Here is a 20,913-nt window from a genome sequence, read left to right as displayed (position 1 = left end):
CCCGGCACGGGTGCGGGGCGGCACCGTGGGACGGGTGATCGACGTACACCACCTCACCAAGCGATACGGGCCGGCCACCGCCGTGCGGGAGCTGACGTTCACCGTCAGGCCCGGCCGGGTCACCGGCTTCCTGGGCCCCAACGGGGCGGGCAAGAGCACCACCTTGCGGATCATCCTGGGCCTGAACGACCCGACCTCGGGCACCGCCACCGTCGAGGGGCGGCAGATCCGGCACCGGCCGCGCGCGCTGCGGCACATCGGCGCGCTGCTGGACGCCCACGACGTGCACGGCGGGCGCACCGCCGCGGCCCATCTCACGGCGCTGGCGGTGAGCAACGGCATCCCCCGGGCGCGGGTCGCCGAGGTGCTGGCCGAGGTGGGCCTGGCGGACGCGGCGCGGCGCCGGATCGGCGGTTTCTCGCTGGGCATGAAGCAGCGCCTGGGCATCGCGGGCGCGCTGCTGGGCGACCCGCCGGTGCTGGTCTTCGACGAGCCGCTCAACGGCCTGGACCCGGAGGGCGTGCGGTGGATCAGGGCGCTGTTCCGGCGGCTGGCCGCCGAGGGCCGCACGGTGTTCGTCTCCAGCCACCAGATGCGCGAGGTGGAGCACACCGCCGAGGACCTGGTCGTCATCGGCCGCGGCGAACTGATCGCGGCCGAGACCGTCACCGCGTTCGCGGCGCGCGGCGCCCGGCGCTCCATCACCGTCCGGGCGCCGCGCGCCACCGCGCTGGCGAGCGTGCTGGCGGCGGCGGGCGGCACCCCGGTGCCCGGCGGGGAGGACACCCTGACCGTCACCGGGCTCACCGCCGCGCGAATCGGGGAACTCGCCCTGCGGCACGGCTACGTCCTGCACGAACTGAGCGCCGCCGCCTCCTCCCTGGAGGAGGCGTTCATGGAACTGACCGCCGACAGCGTCGACCACCTCGCCGGAGATGCCCGATGACCCCCCGCCCCCGGTTCGGCCGGCTGCTGGCCGCCGAATGGATCAAGCTGTGGTCGCTGCGCTCCAGTTACTGGGTGCTGGGCGCCGGCGCGCTGGCCGTGATCGCGATCAACGTCAACGCGGCGCGCTCCAACGCCGACCGGCTCGCCACCCTGTGGCCGCCGCCGGACGGCCTCGATCCGCGCATGATGTTCGACCCGATGCACACGGCCTTCGTCGGCCCCGCCTACCAGATCCTGGTGATCATCGCGGGCAGCGTGGGCGCCATCGCCCTGTTCGGCGAGTACACCAGCGGCCTGATCCGTACGACGGCGGCGGCGGTCCCGGACCGCCGGGCGGTGGTGGCGGCCAAGGCGGCGGTGGTGACGGCCGTGACCCTGGCGATGGGCACGGTGGTGGCGCTCACCTCGTTCGCCGTCAGCCAGTGGCTGCTGCGGGAGTACGGCGGCGTCTCGCTCGCCGACCCGGGCGCGGCGCGCGCGGTGGCCGCGTCGGCGCTGCTGGCCCCGGTGAGCGCGCTGGTGGGCCTGGCGGTCGCCGCCCTGATCCGGCACGCGACCGGCACCGTGGTGACGACCATCGGCGTACTGCTCCTGCTGCCGGCGCTGTTCGGCGGCGACACCTACCGCTGGGTGGCGGAGATCGGGCACGCGATGCCGCTGCCCGCCTGGCAGACGCTCACCCTCAACCCGGCGATGGACTACGACCCGGGCCGGTATCCGGCGACGGTGACCGGGTCCTGGATCGTCCTGGCGGCCTGGCCGCTCGCGGCGGCGGTGACGGCGGTGGCGGTGGTCCACCGGCGCGATCTGTGAGCCGTCCGTGAACCAGCACAGGACGTCCACCGAACCGGCCCGGGGCGGGGATTGACGGAGTGAACAAGCGCTTCCTAGGTTGAGGTGTACAGGTCGGTTCAGCAGTCGGAGAGGACCCCATGAGCCGCAGCAGGCACCGCAGGCCCACCGGACGCCGCAATCTGGCCGCGGTGGGGGCCGGAGTGCTGGCCGCCGGGCTGCTGGTGCTGGCCGGCGGGACCGCCGTGAGCGCGGGTGAGTCCGCCGAGCCGGCCGGGCCGGAACACAGCCGACAGGTGCCCTCCGAGGGTCGCTGACCGGGTCGGGGCGGGGCGGCGGGAACGGGCGGGACCGTTCCCGCCGCCCCTCGTCCGTCCCTGCTCATCCGCCGGTCCCGGCGCCGGTTTTCCGCCGATTCGGTCGCCAATTCCCTGACATTCTTCTCCTTTGTTCTTCTCCACGTGGCGTCGATACGGGTTCGTGTTCACCTGCCACTCTCAGAGTTCCTGCGGCAGCAGCAACGCGTGGACACAGGAGCGATCCCATGGGGCACGGACACCACCACCCGCACGGTCACGGGCACGAACACGGTCACGGGCACGACCACGACGAGGAACCCCGGGCGCTTCCGGCCGCCATGGACACGGAGATCCCGGACAGCGAGCTGAGCCCCGACCAGCTCTCCCGGCGCTCCATGCTGCGCCGCGCCGGACTGCTGGGCGCCGGGATCGCCGGTGCGGGCGTGCTGGGCTCCTCCGCCTTCGAGGCGGCGGCCGCCGCCCCCGGCACCCGCCCCACCGGCAACAACGGCCGGGGCAACGGCAACGGCCGGATGCTGTGGCTGGCCGGGGACCACCACATCCACACCCAGTACAGCTCCGACGGCCTCTACCGGGTCGCCGACCAGGTCCGCAACGGCTCGCGCCACGGCCTGGACTGGATGGTCATCACCGACCACGGCAGCGTCAACCACTCCCGGATCGGCGTGGAGAAGGTCAATCCGGACATCAAGGCCGCCCGGGAGCGCTACCAGGACACCCTCGTCTTCCAGGGCCTGGAGTGGAACATCCCCGCCGCCGAGCACGCGACCGTCTTCGTCCACCCCGGCAAGAACGAGGTCGATGTCCTCAAGCAGTTCGAGACCGGCTACGACGGCGCCGTCAAGGGCGCCACCGCCGACACCCCGCAGAACGAGGCCCTGGCCATCTCCGGCCTCAACTTCCTCGCCGAGCAGGTCCAGCGCAAGAAGGTCAAGGCCGCGCTGATGCTCGCCAACCACCCCTCCCGCAAGGGCATCGACTCCCCGCACGAGATCCGCGCCTGGCGCGACGCGCAGCCCGGCATCGCGGTCGGCATGGAGGGCGCCCCCGGTCACCAGGCGGCCGGCATCGCCAAGCCGGGCGGCCCCGGCTCGGGCCGCGGCTACTACGACTCCAGCCCGGGTGCCGGCTCCTTCCCCGCCTACCCGGCCGAGAGCTACCGCACCTGGGGCGGCTTCGACTGGATGACCGCCACCGTCGGCGGCCTGTGGGACAGCCTGCTCGCCGAGGGCAAGCCCTGGTGGATCAGCGCCAACTCCGACTCGCACAGCAACTACGCCGACACCGCCGCGCGCCCCTCCGACACGGATTTCGACGCGAACGGCTTCCACGGCGACCCGGTGTACTCCGGCGGCCTGAACCTGGACGCCGGCGACTACTGGCCCGGCCAGTACAGCCGCACCCACGTCGGCGCCACCAACTTCTCCTACGCCGCCGTCATGGAGGGCATCCGCGACGGCCGGGTCTGGGTGGACCACGGCGGGCTGATCTCCGGCCTCGACGCCCAGCTGCGCGGCGGCAACCGCTCCGCCACCCTCGGCGGCACCCTCCAGGTCAAGCGCGGTACGAGCGTGGAGCTGCGGCTGGAGATCGCGCTGGCCAACGGCGCCAACTGGGCCGGTTTCGTGCCCGAACTGGCCCGGGTCGACGTCATCCGGGGCGAGGTCACCGGCGCGGCGCAGGACCGCGACGGCTTCCGTGCCCCCGGCACGAAGGTCGCCACGTCCTTCGAGGTCAACAAGTCGACCGGCTCCGTGACCCTCACCTACAAGCTGGGCCGGATCGACCGCCCGGTGTACGTCCGGGTGCGCGGCACCGACGGCAACCGCTCGCAGGTGGGCCTGCACGGCGCCGCCACCGACCCGAACGGTCCGGCGCTGGACGTCGTCGGCGACGCCGACCCGTGGCGCGACCTGTGGTTCTACTCCAACCCCATCTGGGTGCTGCCTTCGTGACCACGTTCCACGTCATCGGCGTCGACGCCGGGCCGCAGGCCGCCACCCTGCGCGCCGCCGACCATGTGCTGCACCGGCTGGCCGGCTTGCTCCCGCTGCCGGCCGGTGCGTACGCCTGCACCCACCGGGTGCGCCCGCCGGGCGAACGGCCGGGCCTGGCCCTGTCGCTCGCGGTGCCCGCCGCCGACGCCGGTACGGTCCTGGACCGGCTCGGCGCGGAGGCGGGCCCGGCGGGGGTGCGGTGCGGTACGGAGGCGGGCGCGGGCGCCGCGCTCGCCACGGCCGAGCACACGGGCCGTACGGGCGGCCGGGCGGTGTACTTTCCCGGCTCCGCGAGCCTGCCGGAACGGCTGACCGTCGCCGAACTCCTCGCCACCACCGCGATCGACGCCGCCGAGGTGCTGGGCGGCACCCCGGCCGACCCGGACACGGTGCTCCTCACCCGCTCCCACGTCCGCCCCGAATGGGCGGGCGGGCGGCTGCTGCTGCGGCTGATGCCGGCCCTGGGCGGCACCTACGTGCCGTTCGAGACCCCGGATCCGCACCCCTGCTGCGGAGCGGACCACGACTGAGGGGCCGGCCACTCATCGTCGGGGGTCATCGGACGTGGCAGGAGGTGCGGGCTCCGGACGGGTGAGGAACCGCTCGATCCGGTGGGCCCGGCCGGCGGGGCTGGACGCGGTGACGACCTGATGGATGACGGAATAGCGCCGGGACCGGTCCAGCGCGGCGAAACGCGCCGCCGCTTCCGGCGACCCGGCGAGGGCACGCGCGAGATCGTCCGGGACCTGGGCCACGGCCTGTCCGCCGTACGCCCGTTCCCACCGGCCGTCGGCCTTCGCCCGTTCGATCTCCCGGTGCCCGCGCGCCCGCATCCGCCCCTCCTCGATCAGGGCCGCGACGATGCCGACGTTGCGGCGCGACCAGAGGGACGCCGCGCGGCGGGGAGTGAAGTGCTGCTGGAAGGTCCGCTCGTCGATGGCGTTGCGGCGCCCGTCGATCCAGCCGCTGCACAGGGCCTCCTCCAGCGCCTGGGCATAGGTCAGGGAGGTGGGGTGCGTGTGTCCCTTCTTCGCGAGGACCAGCAACACGCCGTCGGACGATTCCTCGTGGACGTCGAGCCACTGTCGCCACGCCCGCGTGTCCCGCACTGTCAGCCGCTCCGCCGGTTGTCGCTTCGTCATGGGGCAAGGGTGGCCCCACAAGCGGTCAGGTTCTGTCCTGTTCCTCCGCGTGGCCCGCGGTGTCCGGCGGCGGGCCGGTGGCCGCCGCCCGCAGGCGGTCGGCCAGGGTACGGGCGGCGGCGGCCAGGGGCGGTGGCCCGAGGACGGTGAACGGGGCGTCGAACCGGGTCACGAGCGCGAGCAGGCCGGTCCATGACCACGAGCCCACCGTGAGCCGGCACGTCCGCTCGGTCAGCGCCTCCACCTCGCCGTCCCCGATCCACGGCGCGACCTCGCTCGCCGGCCGGGCGATGACGACCTCCCCGGTGCACGGCCACCGGTCCTCGGCGGCCGACCCCTTGGACCGCGCGGCCAGGAAGGTCCGCGCGTCCGGGGCCGGAAGCCGGCGCGGGGTGAAGGGGCCACCGTCCGGCAGGCGCGGGGTCACCCGGTCCAGGCGGAAGACACGCCAGTCCTCGCGGTCCAGGTCCCAGGCGATGAGGTACCACCGGCCGCCGCGGGCGACCACGGCGTGCGGCTCGGCGCGTCGCGCGGGACCGTCCGCCTCCCCGTAGCCGAAGCGCAGGACGTGCCGCCGCCGCACCGCGGCGCTCACCGTCCGGAGCACCCCGGGGTCCACGCGTGCGGTGGGCTCGGCGCCGGTGAACCGGACATCGTCGATCCGATGGCGGAGACGTGAGGGCATCACCTGCCGTACGGTCGCCAGCGCCCGCGCCGCCGCCTCCTCGATGTCGACCCCGCTCGCGGAGGCGTTCCGCAGAGCCACCGCGATCGCCACGGCCTGGTCGTCGTCGAACAGCAACGGCGGCAGCTCCGATCCCGCCGCGAGACGGTAACCCCCGTCCGGGCCCTTCGTCGCGCTGATCCGGTACCCGAGCTCGCGCAGCCGCTCGATGTCGCGCCGCACGGTGCGCGGGCTCACCGCCAGCCGCTCGGCCAGCGTCCGGCCCGGCCAGTCGCGCCGGGTCTGCAACAGCGACAGCAACGACAGCATCCGAGAGGAACGTCCGGCCATGCGCCCGATCCTGCCCGAGGTGGAGGACCGCCGCTGTCCTCTACTGCCGCCAGTGTGGGCCCCGCGGCGAACCGGCCGCCGAGAACCGTCAGGAGAAGGACACTCCCATGACCATCCAGACCACCACCCACCTCAACTTCCGCGGCACCGCCGGGCAGGCCCTCGCGTTCTACCAGAGTGTGTTCGGCGGACGGCTCACCCTCGCGACGTACGGTGACCTCGGCGCGCCGAAGGACGCGCCCGGTGCCGACAAGGTGGTGTTCGGCCAGGTCGAGAACGAGGACGGGTTCCGTGTCATGGCCTACGACATCCCCGGCCCGGAGGACGCCGACCCGGCCGCGATCGCCGGGTCGACCCGCCGGGAGAACGGCATGACCCTCACCGACCGCACCTTCTTCCAGTCCGTGCGCGGCGAGACCCTCGACGAGGTCACCGGCTACTGGAAGGCGCTGTCCGAGGGGGCCGACATCGTCGAGCCCCTCGCCGCCTCGCCCTGGAGCCCCGGCTTCGGCATCCTCACCGACCGCTTCGGCGTCACCTGGGTCCTCGATGTCCAGGCACCGTACGCGGGCTGACGGCACACGCCCGACGAACGCGGCCCGCCCCCCGGCGGGCCGCGCCCGCCGTCAGGCGGCGCGGGCGGCGGACGCCGCGCGGGCGGCGGCCCTGGCGCGTTCCGCCGGGACGGCCAGGGTGAACGCCGCCGAGCAGCCCTCGGTCAGAGAGCGGGTGCTGACCCGCTCCAGGGACAGCAGGCCGTCCCGCTCCCCGCCGCCCGCGTACACGATGTCGCGGGCCAGCGTCGCCGGACCGTCGCCGATGTGCTGGGCGTACGGCTCCAGTTCGTACACCTCGGCGACCAGCTCGTCCGGCAGGAACAGCTGCCCGGTGAAGTGCGTGGCCTCCGCCGCGAAGCCGCCGCTCTCCGGCTCGGCGCCCAGGTGCACCCGGACGTGGATGTGCGGGGCGCGCGGCGCGTACCAGCCCGGCACGATGGTGCGGAAGGCGACCCGGCCCTCCCGGTCGGTGACCTGGTGGCCGCGCAGGAAGGAGTCCGGGTCGGCGCCGCTGCGGTCCTCGCGTTCGGCGCGTACCTCGCCGCCCGGGTTGGCGTCGGTGTAGCCCGAGTAGTACCCCCAGGCGTCGCAGTGCCAGACCTCGACGGCCGCGCCGGGGAGGGCCGCCCCGCTGCCGCCGCTGTCCCGCACCGTCAGGTCGAGGGCCAGCGGCACGCCCTGCTTGCCGTCGGTGATGTCCTGCCGGTTCTGGGCGGCGGTCAGGGTGTACGGGCCGTCCGAGCGGTGGGTGGTCAGCTCGTACCAGGAGTCGGCGGTGGTCTCGCCGGTGGCGCCCGAGGCGGGGTGGACGGGGGTGGCGGCGCCGGTGGCGGCGCTCGCGGGGCAGTGGCCGGCCAGCACAAACCCGGCGGCTCCCAGGCCGCCGATGGTCAGGATGCGACGGCGGCTGAGTCTGTATTCCGTCATGAGGATCAAGCTAGGTTCATCACGGTGGATTGAGCAGAGTCCCGGGCTGGCCGAACAGATGTTGTCACCGTATGGCGCACCCCCGCCGGGAGCCGGTGCCCCTTGCGACGTGCGACGGCGGTTCGCCGCCCGGACCGCCGTCACCGCACCCGCACCGGGTTCAGCTCATGGGCGGGGGCATGCCCTCGCCCTCGGCCCGCTCCTCGGCCTCCTCGTCCGCGACCGGGACCACCGTCACCACCAGGTGGTCCCCGCGCGCGTCCGCCGTGATGGTGTCGCCGTGCTCGACCCGGTCGCCCAGCAGCAGCGTGGCGATCCGGTTGTCCAGCTCCGTCTGGATGGTGCGGCGCAGCGGCCTGGCCCCGTACTCCGGCTGGTGCCCGCGCTCCGCCAGCAGCCGCTTGGCGGCCGGGGTGACCTCCAGGTGCATGCCCTGGGCCCGCACCCGGCGCCGGCTGCGCTCCAGCAGCAGGTCCACCACGCGCTCCAGATCGGTGTCCGACAGCCGGTGGAAGATGATCGTCTCGTCGATCCGGTTGAGGAACTCGGGCGGGAAGCCGCGCCGCAGCTGCTCCAGCAGTTCGGTCCTGATCTCGTCGACCTCGCCGCCGTGCGACAGGATCAGGTCGGCGCCCAGGTTGCTGGTCATGATGACCACGGTGTTGCGGAAGTTGACGGTGCGGCCCTGGCCGTCCGTCAGCCGCCCGTCGTCCAGCACCTGGAGCAGCAGGTGGAACACGTCGGGGTGCGCCTTCTCCACCTCGTCGAAGAGCAGGACCCGGTACGGCTGCCGGCGCACCTGCTCGGTCAGCTGCCCGGCCTCCTCGTACCCGACGTAGCCGGGCGGGGCGCCCACCAGCCGCGAGACCGTGTGGCGTTCCTGGAACTCGCTCATGTCGAAGCGCACCATCCGGCTCTCGTCGCCGAACAGCAGCTCGGCGAGGGCCTTGGCCAGCTCCGTCTTGCCGACCCCGGTGGGGCCCAGGAAGAGGAAGGAGCCGACGGGCCGGTCCGGGTCGCCCATGCCGGCGCGGGAGCGGCGCACCGCCTCCGAGACGGCCGTGACCGCCTCCTCCTGGCCGACGATCCGCTGGTGCAGGGCGTGTTCCAGGCGCAGCAGCCGGGCCCGCTCGCTCTCGGTGAGCTGGGCGACCGGGATGCCGGTGGCGCGCGAGAGCACCTGGGCGATGTCGTCGGCGGTGACGGTGCGCACGCCCTCGTGGTGGTCGGGCCCGGCGCCGGGCGGCGGCCCCTCGGCCTCGACGGCGGCGAGCTGCTGCTTGATGTCGGCGGCCCGCTCGTAGTCCTCGACCGCGATGGCCTGGTCCTTCTCCCGGTTGAGGGAGGCGATCCGCTCGCGCCGCCGCTGCCCGTCCGCCCCGCCGGGGCCGCCGCTGAGCCGCACCCGGGCGCCGGCCTGGTCGAGCAGGTCGATGGCCTTGTCGGGCAGGAAGCGGTCGGACAGGTAGCGGTCGGAGAGTTCGGCGGCGGCGGTCAGCGCCTCGTCGGTGAAGCGCACCTGGTGGTGCGCCTCGTACGCGTCCCGCAGCCCCTCCAGGATCTGGACGGTCTCGGTGACGGTCGGCTCGGGGATGGTGACCGGCTGGAAGCGGCGCTCCAGGGCGGCGTCCTTCTCGATGTGCCGCCGGTACTCGTCCAGCGTGGTGGCGCCGACGACGTGCAGTTCGCCGCGGGCCAGCGCCGGTTTGAGGATGTTGGCGGCGTCCATGCTGCCCTCGCCGCCGGTCCCGGCGCCGACGACGGTGTGCACCTCGTCGATGAACAGGATGGTGGAGCGTTCGGTGGCCCGTACCTCGTCGATGACGTTCTTCAGCCGCTCCTCGAACTCGCCCCGGTACTTGGACCCGGCGAGCAGGGCGGTCAGGTCCAGGGCGACCACCCGCCGGTCGGCGAGGGTGGAGGGCACGTCCCCGGAGACGATGCGCTGGGCGAGGCCCTCCACGATGGCGGTCTTGCCGACGCCCGGCTCGCCGATCAGCACCGGGTTGTTCTTGGCGCGCCGGGAGAGGATCTCGACGGTCTGCTCGATCTCCTCGGCGCGGCCCACCACCGGGTCCAGCCGGCCCGCGCCCGCCTCCTCGGTCAGGTCGCGGCTGTACAGGTCGAGGGTGGGGGTGGTGCTCTCCCGTTCGGTGGCGGCACCGGGCATGCCCATCGCGCCGGGGCCGCGCACGGGCTCGGCGGGGCGGCCGGGGCGGGCGGATTCGCGCAGCCGTCCGCTGTCCACCCGGGCGTCGCCCAGCAGCAGCCGGGCGGCGGCCGAGTCGGGGTCGTCCAGCAGCGCGCCCAGGATGTGCTCGGGGCCGATGTAGGAGACGCCGGCCGCCCGGGAGCGGGCGTGCGCGGCGATGAGGGTGCGTTTGGCGGAGGGGGTCAGGCCCAGTGGGGTGCCGGCCCGGGTTCCCGGATGCGGCAGGGTGTCCTCGACCCGCTCGGCCAGCCGGTCGGGGTCCGCGCCGGCGGTGGTGAGCAGCCCCCGGGACGGTTCGACCTGGGTGGCGGCCCACAGCAGGTGCCCGGTGTCCAGATCCTCGCTGCCGTCCCGGGTCGCCCGGCCCGAGGCGAGCGAGATCAGCTCGCGCGCGGCGTCGGTGAGCAGCCGCCCGATCGGCACCCGCTGGACGGCGGGGGGCGAGGCGAGCGGCGACATCCCGAAGAAGCGGTTGAGCAGGTCGGAGAACGGGTCGGGTGAGGAGGGCGACGACGAGGATCCGAAGGGCAAGCTCATGCTGTCCACTACAGCAAGAGCCACCAGGCCCCGCAAACCGGCACAAACCCCACTCGGCTACGCGGTGGTGAAGGTGTGCACCGTGCTGCTGCGGTAGGTCTCACCGGGCCGCAGCACGGTGGAGGGGAAGCCGGGCCGGTTCGGCGAGTCGGGGAAGTGCTGGGTCTCCAGGCAGACCGCGTCGCCCTGCCGGTACGCCCGCCCCGAGGAGCCCACCAGCGAACCGTCCAGGAAGTTGCCGCTGTACAGCTGCACCCCCGGCTCGGTGGTGGCCAGCTCCATGACCCGGCCCGAGCGCGGGTCGCGCAGCGTGGCGGCGTACCGCGGCTCCTCGCTCGCCCCGGCGTCCAGCACCAGGTTGTGGTCGTAGCCCTGCGCGTACCGCAGCTGCTCGTGCCCGGTGCGCAGATCGCGGCCGATCGGCTTGCCCGCCGGGCCGGTGAAGTCGAACGGGGTGCCCTGGACCGGGGCCAGTTCCCCGGTCGGGATGAGAGTGGGCCCCACCGGGGTGTAGCGGGAGGCGGCCAGCCGCAGCTCGTGGCCCTCGACGCTGCCGCTGCCCTCCCCGCCCAGGTTGAAGTAGGTGTGGCTGGTGAGGTTGACGAGGGTGGGGGCGTCGGTGGTCGCCGTGTAGTCGATCCGGAACGCGCCGCCGTCCGTGAGCGTGTAGTCCACCCGCACCTCCAGCGTCCCGGGGTAGCCCTCCTCGCCGTCCGGGCTGGTCCGGCGCAGCGTGAGCCCGGTGCCCTGGGGTCCGTCGAAGGGGGTGATGTCCCACAGCCGCCGGTCGAACCCGGTGGTTCCGCCGTGCAGGCTGTGCTCGCCGCTGTTGACGGGCAGCCGGTGCTCGCGCCCGTCGAGCGTGAACCGCCCGCCGTCGATCCGGTTGCCGTAGCGGCCGATCAGCGCGCCGAAGTACGGGGACGCGCCCTCGGCCGCGTACGGCGCCAGGTGGCCGAAGCCCAGCGAGACGTTGGCGAGCCGCCCCTCCCGGTCCGGCACCTCCAGGGACTGCACGATCCCGCCGTAGGTGAGCACCGCGAGCCGCAGCCCGCCGCGCGCCAGCGTCCATCGGTCGACGCCGGTTCCGTCCGGCAGGGTGCCGAACGGGGTGCGCGCGGGCGGGGCCGCGGCCGGGCGGTGCTCCGTGGTGCTCATGTTGCCTTTTGCTCCTTCATGTGCGGGAGCGCTCTTTCATGTGCGAGCGCGACGCTTGTTCCACACATCGAAGCCCACGGCGGCCAGCAGCACCAGCCCCTTGATGATCGACTGCCAGTCGGGACCGATCCCCACCAGCTGCATGCCGTTGTTCAGCACACCCAGCACCAGGCCGCCGATCACCGCGCCCAGCACCGTGCCGACACCGCCGCTCATGGACGCGCCACCGATGAACGCCGCCGCGATCGCCTCCAGTTCGAAGAGCTGACCGGCGCCCGGCGTCCCCGCGTTGAGCCGGCCCGCGAACACACACCCGGCCAGCGCCGCCAGCACACCCATGTTGATGAACACGGCCATGGTGACCCGCTTGTCCTTCACCCCGGACAGCTGGGCCGCCGCCCGGTTGCCGCCCAGCGCGTACACATGCCGGCCCAGCACCGCGTTGCGCATCACGTAACCGAGCACGATCAGCAGCCCGGACAGGATCAGCAGCACCACCGGAACACCCCGGTAGCTGGCCAGGGTCATGGTGAACGCGGCCGTCGCGGCCACGATCGCCGCGCACTTGAGGAGGAAGAGATTGCGGGGCAGCACCTCCAGTTCGTACTCCCGCTGCTGCTGCCGCTTGCGCCACTCCTGGAACAGCACCACCGTCACCACCAGCAGACCCAGCAGCAGCGTCAGATTGTGGTAGTTGGTGTACGGGCCGACCTCCGGCAGGTACCCCTGGCTCATGTTCTGGAAGCCGCGCGGGAACGGACCCCGGGACTGACCGTCCAGCAACAGCTGGGTGGCGCCCCGGAACAGCAGCATCCCGGCCAGCGTGACGATGAACGACGGGATGCCGATGTACGCCACCCAGAAGCCCTGCCAGGCCCCGGCCGCCGCGCCGATCAGCAGCGACAGCGTGAGGGCGAGCGGCCACGGGACCCCGTGGTTGACGATCAAAACCGCCGAGGCCGCCCCGGAGAACGCCGCGACCGAACCGACCGACAGATCGATGTGACCGTTGATGATCACGATCATCATCCCGATGGCCAGGATCAGGATGTAGCCGTTCTGCAGGATGATGTTGGTGACGTTGCCCGGCATCAGCAGATCGCCGCCGGTCCAGATCTGGAAGATCACCACCAGCATGCCGAGCGCGATCAGCATCCCGTACTGGCGCATGTTGGTGCGCACCGAGCGCAGCAACTCCGAGGCCAGCACGGCCAGTCCGCCCGCCGGTCCGCCGCTCCCGGGCCCCTGCCCGTCACCGCCGCCCGGCGCGGGCGCGTTCTTGTCCAGCGTGACGTCGGTGCCGCTCATCCTCGTGCCTCCCCGTCCTCGTCGCCCCTGCCCCCGCCGGCCGCGTTGACAACGCTGTCAACGGGCTCCTCGGTGCGCGTCATCAGCCGCATCAGGGCCTCCTGGGACGCCTGCTCCCGCTCCAGTACGCCGGTCAGCCGCCCGGCCGCCATGGTGGCGATCCGGTCGCACAGACCCAGCAGCTCCGACAGTTCGGAGGAGATCAGCACCACCGCCCGCCCCTCGGCCGCCAGCGCGCTGATCACCGCGTAGATCTCCGCCTTGGCACCCACGTCGATGCCGCGCGTCGGCTCGTCCAGGATCAGCACCTTGGGCCCGGTGTTGATCCACTGACTGAGCACCACCTTCTGCTGGTTGCCGCCGCTCAACCGCCCCACCTGCTCGAACACCGTGGGCGTCTTGATGTTCATCGAGGCGCGGAAACGCTCGGCGACCCGCGTCTCGGCGTGCTCGTCGACGACGCCGCGCCGCGCCATCCCCGGCAGCCCCGCCAGGGAGATGTTGCGGCTGATGGTGTCGATCAGGTTCAGCCCGTACGTCTTGCGGTCCTCGGTGACGTACGCCAGGCCGTGCGCGACGGCCTCCGGCACCGTACGGGTGGACACCTCCTCGCCGTCGACGGCCACCGTGCCTCCCTCGTACCGGCCCCAGGAGCGCCCGAACAGGCTCATCGCCAGCTCGGTGCGGCCGGCGCCCATCAGCCCGGCCAGGCCCAGGATCTCGCCGCGCCGTACCTCGAAGGAGACCGAGTCGACCGACTTGCGCCGCTCGTCGGCGGGGTGGGCCACTGTCCAGTCGCGTACCGCGAGCGCCACCTGTCCGGCGTCCTCGCCCTCGTAGGGCACCCGGTCGGGGTAGTAGGCGTCCAGCTCGCGGCCCACCATGCCCCGGATGATGCGGTCCTCGGTGAGGCCCTCGGCCGGCAGCGTCTCGATGGTGCGGCCGTCGCGCAGGATGGTGACGGAATCCGCGACCGACAGCACCTCCTTCAGCTTGTGCGAGATGAGGATCGCCGAGATGCCCTGGTCGCGCAGTTCGCGGATCAGGTCGAGGAGCTTGCGGCTGTCCTCGTCGTTGAGCGCGGCGGTGGGCTCGTCCAGGATCAGCAGCCTGACCCGTTTGGCCAGCGCCTTGGCGATCTCCACCAGTTGCTGCTTGCCCACGCCCAGGGCGGAGATCTTCGTCTGCGGGCGCTCGCCGGTCAGCCCGACCCGGCGCAGCAGCCGCTCCGTCTCACTCAGCGTGGTGGACCAGGAGATGAAACCGCGTCCGCCGGTGCGTTCGTTGCCGAGAAAGATGTTCTCGGCGATGGACAGCTGCGGTATGAGCGCGAGTTCCTGGTGGATGATGACGATGCCGCGCCGCTCACTGGCGCGGATGTCCTTGAAGGCGCAGGGTGCGCCCTCGAATTCGATGTCGCCCTCGTAACTGCCGTGCGGATGTACCCCGCTGAGCACCTTCATCAGGGTGGATTTGCCGGCCCCGTTCTCCCCGCAGATGGCGTGGATCTCGCCGGGCCGCACCGACATGCTGACCCCGTCCAGGGCGCGCACCCCGGGGAAGGTCTTGACGATGCCGCTCATCCGCAGGACGTGTTCGGGCTCGGATGCCGTGTGCTGTGCACGTGCCATGACGTCGCTCCCGTGCTTCCGTCTGCCTCCGTCCGCCTCGCCGCTCAGCCGAGGTCCGATTCCTTGTAGTAGCCCTCGTCGATGAGGATCTGGTAGTTGCTGATGTCCATGCTCACCGGGTCCAGCAGGTAGGCGGGGACGACCTTGACACCGTTGTCGTAGCTCTCGGTGTCGTTGACCTCCGCCTCGCCGCCGGTCAGCAGCGCGTCGCTCATCGCCACGGCCTGCCGGGCCAGTTCGCGGGTGTCCTTGTAGACGGTCTGGGTCTGCTCGCCGTCGATGATCGACTTGATCGAGGCCAGTTCGGCGTCCTGCCCAGTGATGACCGGGAAGGGCTGGCTGCCCGAGCCGTAGCCGATGCTCTTGAGGCTGGACAGGATGCCGATCGAGATGCCGTCGTAGGGGGACAGCACGGCGTCCAGCCGCTGGCCGGAGTAGTGCGCGGTCAGCAGGTCGTCCATCCGGCTCTGCGCGCGGCCACCGTCCCAGGCCGCGGTGGTGATCTGGCTGAGCTTGGTCTGCCCGCTGCGGACCACCAGCTGTCCGCTGTCCAGGTAGGGCTGGAGCACCTCCATGGCGCCCTGGAAGAAGTACTGGGTGTTGTTGTCGTCCGAGGAGCCGGCGAACAGCTCGATATTGAAGGGCCCCTCCTCGCTGCCGTCGGCCAGGCCCAGGGCCTCGACGATGTACTCGCCCTGGAGCCGGCCGACCCGCTCGTTGTCGAAGGAGGCGTAGTACTCGACGTATTCGCTGCCCAGCAGCAGCCGGTCGTAGGAGACGACGGGGATGCCGGCGTCGTGGGCCTGCTGGAGCACGTTGGTCATCGCGCTGCCGTCGATGGCGGCGATCACCAGCAGGTCGACCCGCTGGGAGATCATGTTCTCGATCTGCGAGACCTGGTTCTCGACCCGGTTCTCGCCGTACTGGAGGACTGTGTCGTAACCGGCGTCCTCGAACTGCTGGACCATGTTGTTGCCGTCCGCGACCCAGCGTTCGGACGACTTGGTGGGCATCGCGATCCCGATGGTGCCGCCCTCGGCCTCGGGGTCGCGGTCACCGCCCCCGCCCCCACCCCGGTTGGAGTCCTGGCCGCAGGCGGCCAGGACGAGGGTGAGGGCGAGGGCGGCGCCGGTGGCGGCGGTGACGCGTGTTGCGGCTCGTGCGCGAGACATGACGGGGTCACGTCCTCTCGACTCGGTGGTGCGGTGCCTTCTCTGTGCGGTGGTACGTGGTGCGAGTCGTGCAGGTGGCGCTGTTCCTGGCGGTGTTCGGTGAGGGAAGTTGTTCGGTTGTGGTGGTGGTACCGGCTGGCTGATTCTCCGTCAGCTGGCCGGAATGGGGAAGCGGTTGAGCGCGCCCGGAAGCCGTGAACCGAGCGGCGACATCGTGCCGGTGCCGGTCTCGTCCCCGCCGAGCCGGGCGAGCAGGTCCAGGGCGAGCCGTCCGCGCCGTACCCGTTCCTTCGCGGTCTCCAGGGCCAGGTCGCGCAGGTGCCCGCCGAAGGGGTAGATGCCGGGCGCCTTGCTGAGCCCGAACTTCAGGTAGATGGGCGCCCCGCGCCGGATCAGCTCCGCGATCTCGTGCATCCGGACGTAGCCGCCCAGGTCGTCGGGCGCCTCCAGGTAGAAGTCGAGCGGGACCCGGCTGACCCGGCGGATCTCGGTGAGGTGCTCCAGCGTCAGGTCCGAGGGAATGTTGACGGAGTCGCCGCCGAGCCCCTCGTGGACGGAGACGGCCGCCGGGTTCACCGGGCCGATCAGCGCGGACACCTTGAGGGTGGTGTCGGCCGGCAGGTCGCCGCGCTCGCGCAGCTGGTGCAGCACCCACAGCACGCCCTCGTCCGCCACCAGCAGGCAGCGCACGCCCAGCGCGGCGGCGCGCAGGGCGTCCTCCACGCAGCCGGCGACGGCGGACTGGCCGCGGGCCCGCAGCCCGCCACCGCCCGAGGCGGTACGGGTGCCGGCCCCGATGTCCCAGGTGCCGCGCGGCCCGGTGAACAGGCACAGCTCCACCCCGGCCTGCGCGGCGGTGTCCACCATCTCGGTGATCTCGGCGTCGGTGAGCATCCACACGCCGCTGCCCTGGCTGATGCGGTGGACCGGCACGCCCAGCTGGGCGGCCTCTTTCAGGACGGTGTGCAGGGCCTCGGGGCCCTCGACCGAGGGCACCTCGGTGCGCCAGCGGCCACCGTCGGGGAAGGTGTGCGGGGAGGAGTCGGCGGTGTCGCCGGCCGGTATGGCGTGGCCGAGCGAGGCCAGGGCGGCCTCGCCCGGGCGGTGCGGAAGGGCGGCGGCTGACTCAGACACGATGCTCCTGTAAGGGTTTGTTCGATATGTCGTACATGGTTCGGGCGGGGCGGCGGGCGGTCGCACGACTCCCGGACACCGGGGCGGTGGGGGATCGGGCGGCGGGCGGCAGGTGGCGGGCTAGGGCGTCAACAACACCTTGCCCACCTCCGGGTCTCCGCTACCGACGAGTTCGATCGCTTCGCCGAAGGATTCCAGGGTCAGTTGATGGGTGATCAGTTCGGCCGGGCGCAGCAGCCCGCCGCTGAACGCCCGCACCGCGTAGCTCCAGGCGGCGGGCGTCGCGCCGAACACCGAGGAGACGGTCAGCTGGGAGACCGACAGATGCACCGGGTCGATGCCCGCGGCCCCGGCCTCCGGCATCCCGGTCAGCACCACCCGCCCGCCGCGCCGCGCCAGCAGCGTGGCGTCCCGGGCGGTGGTCGGCGCCCCCGCCGTCTCGATCACCAGGTCGTAGCGCCCGTGCAGGGCGTTCGCCGCGTCCGGGGTGACCGTGGTGGTCGCGCCGAACGCCGCGGCCTGCTCCAGGGGGCGCTTCCTGGGGTCGATGGCCAGCAGTTCGCCGGGGGAGGAGGCGGCCAGGAACTGGACGGCCAGCAGCCCCAGCGTGCCGGCGCCGACCACCGCGACCCGCTCCCCGGGGCGGGGCGGGGCGGCGAGCACGGCGGCGGCCACCACGGCGGCCGGCTCCAGCAGCGCGGCGGCGCTCAGGTCCGCGTCGTCGGGCAGCGGGTGCAGCAGCCGGGCCGGTACGACCACGGTGTCCGCGAAGGCGCCCGGCCGCGTGAAGCCGGTCTCCTCGTACCCGGCCGTGCACAGGCTGGTCTGCCCGGTGCGGCAGCGCTCGCACATCCCGCACGCCCGGAACCCCTCGGCGACTGTCCCGCGCCCGATCAGCGACGGGTCGACGCCCTCGCCGACCGCCTCGATCGTGCCCGCCCACTCGTGTCCCGGCACGATCGGGTAGCGCACATAGCCGGGCGCGCGCGTCCCCTCGTACACCTCGCGGTCACTGGCGCAGATCCCGGCGGCGCGCACCGCCACCCGTACCTCGCCCGGGCCCGGCTCGGCGGGCGGCCCCGTCACCAGCCGGTGCCGCCCCGGCTCCTCGATCAGGACGGCGCGCGCCGTGCTGCCGCGCGTCACTTGTTCGTCCCCTCCCGCTTCTCCCAGCCCTCGGCCCACAGGTCGAACCGGGCCTGCTGCTGCGGGAACTCGGCGGCGGCGTCGGTGTCCAGCTCCACGCCGAGCCCCGGCTCCTCGGAGAGGGTGAAGTACCCGTCGACCACCTCGGGCGCGCCCTTGACGACCTTCTTGATCTCGGCGTCCGCGAAGTCGTTGAAGTGTTCGAGGATCTTGAAGTTGGGGGTGCAGCCCGCCAGCTGGAGGCTGGCCGCGGTGAGCACCGAGCCGCCGACGTTGTGCGGGGCGATCAGCACGTAGTGGGTCTCGGCGGTCGCGGCGAGCTTGCGCATCTCGGAGATGCCGCCCAGGTGCCCGAGGTCCGGCTGGATGATGTCGGCGGCCTGCGACTCGAACAGCTCGCGGAACTCGATCCGGTCGTGGATGCGCTCACCGGTGGCGATCGGCAGGGTCGTCTTGGCGGCGACCTTGGCCAGCGCCTTGAGGTTCTCCGGCGGCACCGGCTCCTCCAGCCAGGACGGCGCGAACTCCTCCAGGTCCTTGGCCAGCCGGATGGCGGTGGCGGGGGAGAAGCGGCCGTGCATCTCCAGCAGCAGCTCGCGCTCGGGGCCGATCGCGTCCCGCACCGCCTCGACCAGGGAGAGCGAGCGCACGGTCTCGGCGTGGTCCAGCTCGAAGTTTCCGGTGCCGAACGGGTCCAGCTTCAGCGCCTGGTAGCCACGGGCCACGACGGCCTCGGCGGCCTTGTGGAAGGCCTCGGGGGTGCGCTCAACGGTGTACCAGCCGTTCGCGTACGCCTTGATCCGGTTGTCGGAGGCGTTCGCCCGGCCGCCCAGCAGCTGCCACACCGGTACGCCCAGGGCCTTGCCCTTGATGTCCCAGCAGGCGGTCTCCACGCAGGCGATCGCCGACATGACGATCTCGCCGGCCCGCCCGTAGTCGCCGTACTTCATGCGGCGGACCAGGTCCTCCACGGCGAACGGGTCGGAGCCCTTGATGTGGTTGACCTCCGCCTCCCGGAGGTAGCCGATGAGGGCGTCGGTGCGGCCCAGCATCCGGGTCTCGCCGACGCCGGTCAGCCCCTCATCGGTGTGCACCTGGACGTATGTGAGGTTCCGCCAGGGGGTACCGACGACATGCGTACTGATTCCGGTGATGCGCACGGGGACAGCCAGCCTCTCACTTGTTCGATATTTCGACAGCTGTTCGAAATGCTGGCGTGAACGTAATGAGAGCCAAGCCGCCGTGTCAATGGCTTGGCCCCATTCGGCACCGATGAGCCCTACTGGGCCCTACTCCATGCTGATCTGCTCATATGCCAGCGCGGCCAGCGCGGCCTGGCCCCGCGCGTTCGGGTGGAACCAGTCCCACTTGCTCAGATCGTCCGCCGTGAACTGATACCCGAAGACCGCCCCGCCGTCGTACCGGCACAGCGTGTCGGCGGCGCACACCGACTCCAGCACCGCGTTGAACTCCTCCACCCGCTCGCGCACCGCGTCCCGCCGCTCGGTCGCCTCCGCCGTGACGGCCACCGGATCGGCCAGCATCGACGGGCACACGTCCGCCACCCCCCACACCGTGCGGGCCAGCGCCGAGGTGCTGCCCTCCTCCCACAGCCGCAGCAGATCCGGCACGCTCGACACATAGATCTGGGTGTCCGGCAGCGACTCCCGGATGATCTCCACCGCCCGCTCGATGTCCGCGCGGAAGTCGTCCGTGTCCGTCATCGAGGCGAGATCGGGCGCGCACGCGTCATTGCCCCCGACCATGATCGTCACCAGCTCCGGATCGTGCGCCGTGACCGCCCGCGCCTGGGCCGGCAGATCGGACGCCCGCGCCCCCGACTCGGCCAGATTCCACGACCGGTCGGCCAGCAGCTCGGCGTCCCCGATCAGCTGATGCGCCAGCGAGGCCACCTCCGGGTCCGTCCCGGTCGCCCAGGACACCTCGGGGCAGTCGGACAGCACCCCGCAGGCGTCGAAGGCCCGGGTGATGGAATCCCCGATCGCCGCCACCGACGCCGGGCTGGTGTTCCACGGCGGGACGGCAGGGACGCCCGCCTCGTCGGTCGCGTTCACGGACTCGGGCTCGGAACCGGCGGGGGTCGACGTACACCCGGCCACCAGCGCCAGCGAGGCGGCTGCGGCGAGCGTCGAGGCGAGGATGGGGCGGCTGACCGGCATTCAGTTCCCTGCCCTTGAGTCATGGTGCGCTGGCACTGCGGCGGGGCCCGGGGTCACCGCCGCGCGGTAGCTTGGATCCAGGCACTGGACGGCGAGTGGGATCGGGCCCTTCATCCAGCGTAAAAGACATGACCTCATGTCACACGCTGTCCATTTTGGCGAGAAATGATCTCCATGGTGTTTACTGTTCGTGCGCGGTACGTGGGGGTGTGGGCGCTGGTAGGAAAGACCTGGAGGACCCGATGACCACACGAGGAGTCCTGTACGTACACTCCGCGCCGCGCGCGTTGTGTCCGCACATCGAGTGGGCCGCGGCGGGAGTCCTGGGCAGTCGGGTGTCCCTCGACTGGATCAGACAGCCCGCGTCCCCCGGCACCTGGCGCGCCGAACTCTCCTGGCAGGGCGCCCCCGGCACCGCCTCCCAGCTCGCCTCCGCCCTGCGCGGCTGGCATCTGCTGCGCTTCGAGGTCACCAGCGACCCCTCCCAGTCGGCGGAGGGCGAACGCTACAGCTGCACCCCTGAGCTGGGCATCTACCACGCGGTGACCGGCATCCACGGCGACATCATGATCCCCGAGGACCGGCTGCGCGCCGCCACCGCGCGCGCCGCGCGCGGCGAGAGCGACCTGCACGCGGAGATCACCCGCCTGCTGGGCAAGCCGTGGGACGACGAACTCGAACCGTTCCGGTACGCGGGCGAGGGCGCCCCCGTCCGCTGGCTCCACCAGGTGGTCTGA

The 20,913-nt window shown here is 72.4% G+C and carries 19 protein-coding genes; 7 read left to right on the top strand and 12 right to left on the bottom strand.

Annotated features, from left to right (window positions below; all coding sequences use genetic code 11):
- Positions 1–34: 34 nt before the first annotated feature.
- The 5 genes from ACTFAP_RS07010 to ACTFAP_RS06990 all read left to right on the top strand — a co-directional run bounded on the left by ACTFAP_RS07010 (position 35) and on the right by ACTFAP_RS06990 (position 4,587).
- Positions 35–946 (top strand): ABC transporter ATP-binding protein, encoded by a 912-nt coding sequence (locus tag ACTFAP_RS07010; protein WP_500468502.1) that lies wholly within the window; start codon positions 35–37, stop codon positions 944–946.
- The gene (locus ACTFAP_RS07005; RefSeq protein ID WP_500468501.1) at positions 943–1,761 is read left to right on the top strand and encodes an ABC transporter permease; all 819 of its coding nucleotides are present in this window, start codon (positions 943–945) and stop codon (positions 1,759–1,761) included. Before ACTFAP_RS07010 ends, ACTFAP_RS07005 begins: the two co-directional genes overlap by 4 nt.
- A gap of 119 nt (positions 1,762–1,880) precedes the next feature.
- The gene (locus ACTFAP_RS07000; protein ID WP_495683870.1) at positions 1,881–2,057 is read left to right on the top strand and encodes a hypothetical protein; all 177 of its coding nucleotides are present in this window, start codon (positions 1,881–1,883) and stop codon (positions 2,055–2,057) included.
- Between the two features lie 227 nt (positions 2,058–2,284).
- Positions 2,285–4,015: a PHP domain-containing protein gene (locus tag ACTFAP_RS06995; protein WP_500468500.1), complete on the top strand. Its 1,731-nt coding sequence runs from the start codon at positions 2,285–2,287 to the stop codon at positions 4,013–4,015.
- Positions 4,012–4,587 carry a hypothetical protein gene (locus ACTFAP_RS06990; RefSeq protein ID WP_500468499.1) on the top strand — a complete coding sequence of 192 codons (576 nt, stop codon included), beginning with the start codon at positions 4,012–4,014 and terminating at the stop codon, positions 4,585–4,587. The genes ACTFAP_RS06995 and ACTFAP_RS06990 overlap by 4 nt, the downstream gene beginning before the upstream one ends.
- A 12-nt stretch (positions 4,588–4,599) precedes the next feature.
- Here the strand turns inward: ACTFAP_RS06990 and ACTFAP_RS06985 are convergent, their stop codons facing one another.
- Together ACTFAP_RS06985 and ACTFAP_RS06980 are read right to left on the bottom strand one after the other, a co-directional pair.
- Positions 4,600–5,199 carry a YdeI/OmpD-associated family protein gene (locus ACTFAP_RS06985; RefSeq protein WP_500468498.1) on the bottom strand — a complete coding sequence of 200 codons (600 nt, stop codon included), beginning with the start codon at positions 5,197–5,199 and terminating at the stop codon, positions 4,600–4,602.
- A gap of 25 nt (positions 5,200–5,224) precedes the next feature.
- A complete protein-coding gene (locus ACTFAP_RS06980) occupies positions 5,225–6,214 on the bottom strand; it encodes a helix-turn-helix transcriptional regulator (RefSeq protein WP_500468497.1) in 990 nt (329 codons plus the stop codon).
- A gap of 107 nt (positions 6,215–6,321) precedes the next feature.
- On the opposite strand from ACTFAP_RS06980, the gene ACTFAP_RS06975 reads away from it, so the two are divergent.
- Positions 6,322–6,789 carry a VOC family protein gene (locus tag ACTFAP_RS06975; RefSeq protein ID WP_500468496.1) on the top strand — a complete coding sequence of 156 codons (468 nt, stop codon included), beginning with the start codon at positions 6,322–6,324 and terminating at the stop codon, positions 6,787–6,789.
- 51 nt (positions 6,790–6,840) lie between these two features.
- On the opposite strand, the gene ACTFAP_RS06970 is transcribed toward ACTFAP_RS06975, so the two are convergent.
- The 10 genes from ACTFAP_RS06970 to ACTFAP_RS06925 all read right to left on the bottom strand — a co-directional run bounded on the left by ACTFAP_RS06970 (position 6,841) and on the right by ACTFAP_RS06925 (position 20,176).
- Positions 6,841–7,698 carry a dioxygenase family protein gene (locus tag ACTFAP_RS06970; protein ID WP_500468495.1) on the bottom strand — a complete coding sequence of 286 codons (858 nt, stop codon included), beginning with the start codon at positions 7,696–7,698 and terminating at the stop codon, positions 6,841–6,843.
- A 160-nt stretch (positions 7,699–7,858) separates the two neighbouring features.
- Positions 7,859–10,447, bottom strand: a complete 2,589-nt coding sequence (locus tag ACTFAP_RS06965; RefSeq protein ID WP_500468494.1) for an ATP-dependent Clp protease ATP-binding subunit — start codon at positions 10,445–10,447, stop codon at positions 7,859–7,861.
- 57 nt (positions 10,448–10,504) lie between these two features.
- The gene (locus tag ACTFAP_RS06960; RefSeq protein WP_500468493.1) at positions 10,505–11,605 is read right to left on the bottom strand and encodes an aldose epimerase family protein; all 1,101 of its coding nucleotides are present in this window, start codon (positions 11,603–11,605) and stop codon (positions 10,505–10,507) included.
- Between the two features lie 36 nt (positions 11,606–11,641).
- A complete protein-coding gene (gene mmsB / locus ACTFAP_RS06955) occupies positions 11,642–12,913 on the bottom strand; it encodes a multiple monosaccharide ABC transporter permease (protein WP_500468492.1) in 1,272 nt (423 codons plus the stop codon).
- Positions 12,910–14,544, bottom strand: coding sequence for an ATP-binding cassette domain-containing protein (locus ACTFAP_RS06950; protein WP_500468491.1), 1,635 nt, complete (start codon positions 14,542–14,544; stop codon positions 12,910–12,912). Before ACTFAP_RS06950 ends, mmsB begins: the two co-directional genes overlap by 4 nt.
- 44 nt (positions 14,545–14,588) lie before the next feature.
- Positions 14,589–15,716 carry a multiple monosaccharide ABC transporter substrate-binding protein gene (gene chvE / locus ACTFAP_RS06945; RefSeq protein WP_495683859.1) on the bottom strand — a complete coding sequence of 376 codons (1,128 nt, stop codon included), beginning with the start codon at positions 15,714–15,716 and terminating at the stop codon, positions 14,589–14,591.
- A 150-nt stretch (positions 15,717–15,866) separates the two neighbouring features.
- Entirely contained in the window at positions 15,867–16,850 is a 984-nt protein-coding gene (locus ACTFAP_RS06940; protein ID WP_500468490.1) for a hypothetical protein, read from the bottom strand.
- A 120-nt stretch (positions 16,851–16,970) separates the two neighbouring features.
- Positions 16,971–17,996 carry a zinc-dependent alcohol dehydrogenase gene (locus tag ACTFAP_RS06935; protein ID WP_500468489.1) on the bottom strand — a complete coding sequence of 342 codons (1,026 nt, stop codon included), beginning with the start codon at positions 17,994–17,996 and terminating at the stop codon, positions 16,971–16,973.
- Positions 17,993–19,156, bottom strand: a complete 1,164-nt coding sequence (locus tag ACTFAP_RS06930; RefSeq protein WP_390116626.1) for a mandelate racemase/muconate lactonizing enzyme family protein — start codon at positions 19,154–19,156, stop codon at positions 17,993–17,995. The genes ACTFAP_RS06935 and ACTFAP_RS06930 overlap by 4 nt, the downstream gene beginning before the upstream one ends.
- 129 nt (positions 19,157–19,285) lie before the next feature.
- The gene (locus tag ACTFAP_RS06925; RefSeq protein WP_500468488.1) at positions 19,286–20,176 is read right to left on the bottom strand and encodes an SGNH/GDSL hydrolase family protein; all 891 of its coding nucleotides are present in this window, start codon (positions 20,174–20,176) and stop codon (positions 19,286–19,288) included.
- Between the two features lie 242 nt (positions 20,177–20,418).
- Between ACTFAP_RS06925 and ACTFAP_RS06920 the strand changes: the two genes are divergently transcribed.
- The gene (locus ACTFAP_RS06920; RefSeq protein ID WP_390116630.1) at positions 20,419–20,913 is read left to right on the top strand and encodes a DUF3145 domain-containing protein; all 495 of its coding nucleotides are present in this window, start codon (positions 20,419–20,421) and stop codon (positions 20,911–20,913) included.

This window comes from Streptomyces sp. PH9007, assembly GCF_059813725.1.
The sequence above is the reverse complement of the archived record's forward strand: the minus strand, read 5'-3'. Positions and strand labels throughout refer to the sequence as shown.

Excerpts from the sequence above, each read along its gene's own strand:
- ACTFAP_RS07005 (WP_500468501.1), top strand. The coding sequence starts at position 943 with ATGACCCCCCGCCCCCGGTTCGGCCGGCTGCTGGCCGCCGAATGGATC.
- ACTFAP_RS07000 (WP_495683870.1), top strand. The coding sequence starts at position 1,881 with ATGAGCCGCAGCAGGCACCGCAGGCCCACCGGACGCCGCAATCTGGCC.
- ACTFAP_RS06995 (WP_500468500.1), top strand. The coding sequence starts at position 2,285 with ATGGGGCACGGACACCACCACCCGCACGGTCACGGGCACGAACACGGT.
- ACTFAP_RS06985 (WP_500468498.1), bottom strand. The coding sequence starts at position 5,199 with ATGACGAAGCGACAACCGGCGGAGCGGCTGACAGTGCGGGACACGCGG.
- ACTFAP_RS06980 (WP_500468497.1), bottom strand. The coding sequence starts at position 6,214 with ATGGCCGGACGTTCCTCTCGGATGCTGTCGTTGCTGTCGCTGTTGCAG.
- ACTFAP_RS06975 (WP_500468496.1), top strand. The coding sequence starts at position 6,322 with ATGACCATCCAGACCACCACCCACCTCAACTTCCGCGGCACCGCCGGG.
- ACTFAP_RS06970 (WP_500468495.1), bottom strand. The coding sequence starts at position 7,698 with ATGACGGAATACAGACTCAGCCGCCGTCGCATCCTGACCATCGGCGGC.
- ACTFAP_RS06965 (WP_500468494.1), bottom strand. The coding sequence starts at position 10,447 with ATGAGCTTGCCCTTCGGATCCTCGTCGTCGCCCTCCTCACCCGACCCG.
- ACTFAP_RS06960 (WP_500468493.1), bottom strand. The coding sequence starts at position 11,605 with ATGAGCACCACGGAGCACCGCCCGGCCGCGGCCCCGCCCGCGCGCACC.
- mmsB (WP_500468492.1), bottom strand. The coding sequence starts at position 12,913 with ATGAGCGGCACCGACGTCACGCTGGACAAGAACGCGCCCGCGCCGGGC.
- ACTFAP_RS06950 (WP_500468491.1), bottom strand. The coding sequence starts at position 14,544 with ATGGCACGTGCACAGCACACGGCATCCGAGCCCGAACACGTCCTGCGG.
- chvE (WP_495683859.1), bottom strand. The coding sequence starts at position 15,716 with ATGTCTCGCGCACGAGCCGCAACACGCGTCACCGCCGCCACCGGCGCC.
- ACTFAP_RS06925 (WP_500468488.1), bottom strand. The coding sequence starts at position 20,176 with ATGCCGGTCAGCCGCCCCATCCTCGCCTCGACGCTCGCCGCAGCCGCC.
- ACTFAP_RS06920 (WP_390116630.1), top strand. The coding sequence starts at position 20,419 with ATGACCACACGAGGAGTCCTGTACGTACACTCCGCGCCGCGCGCGTTG.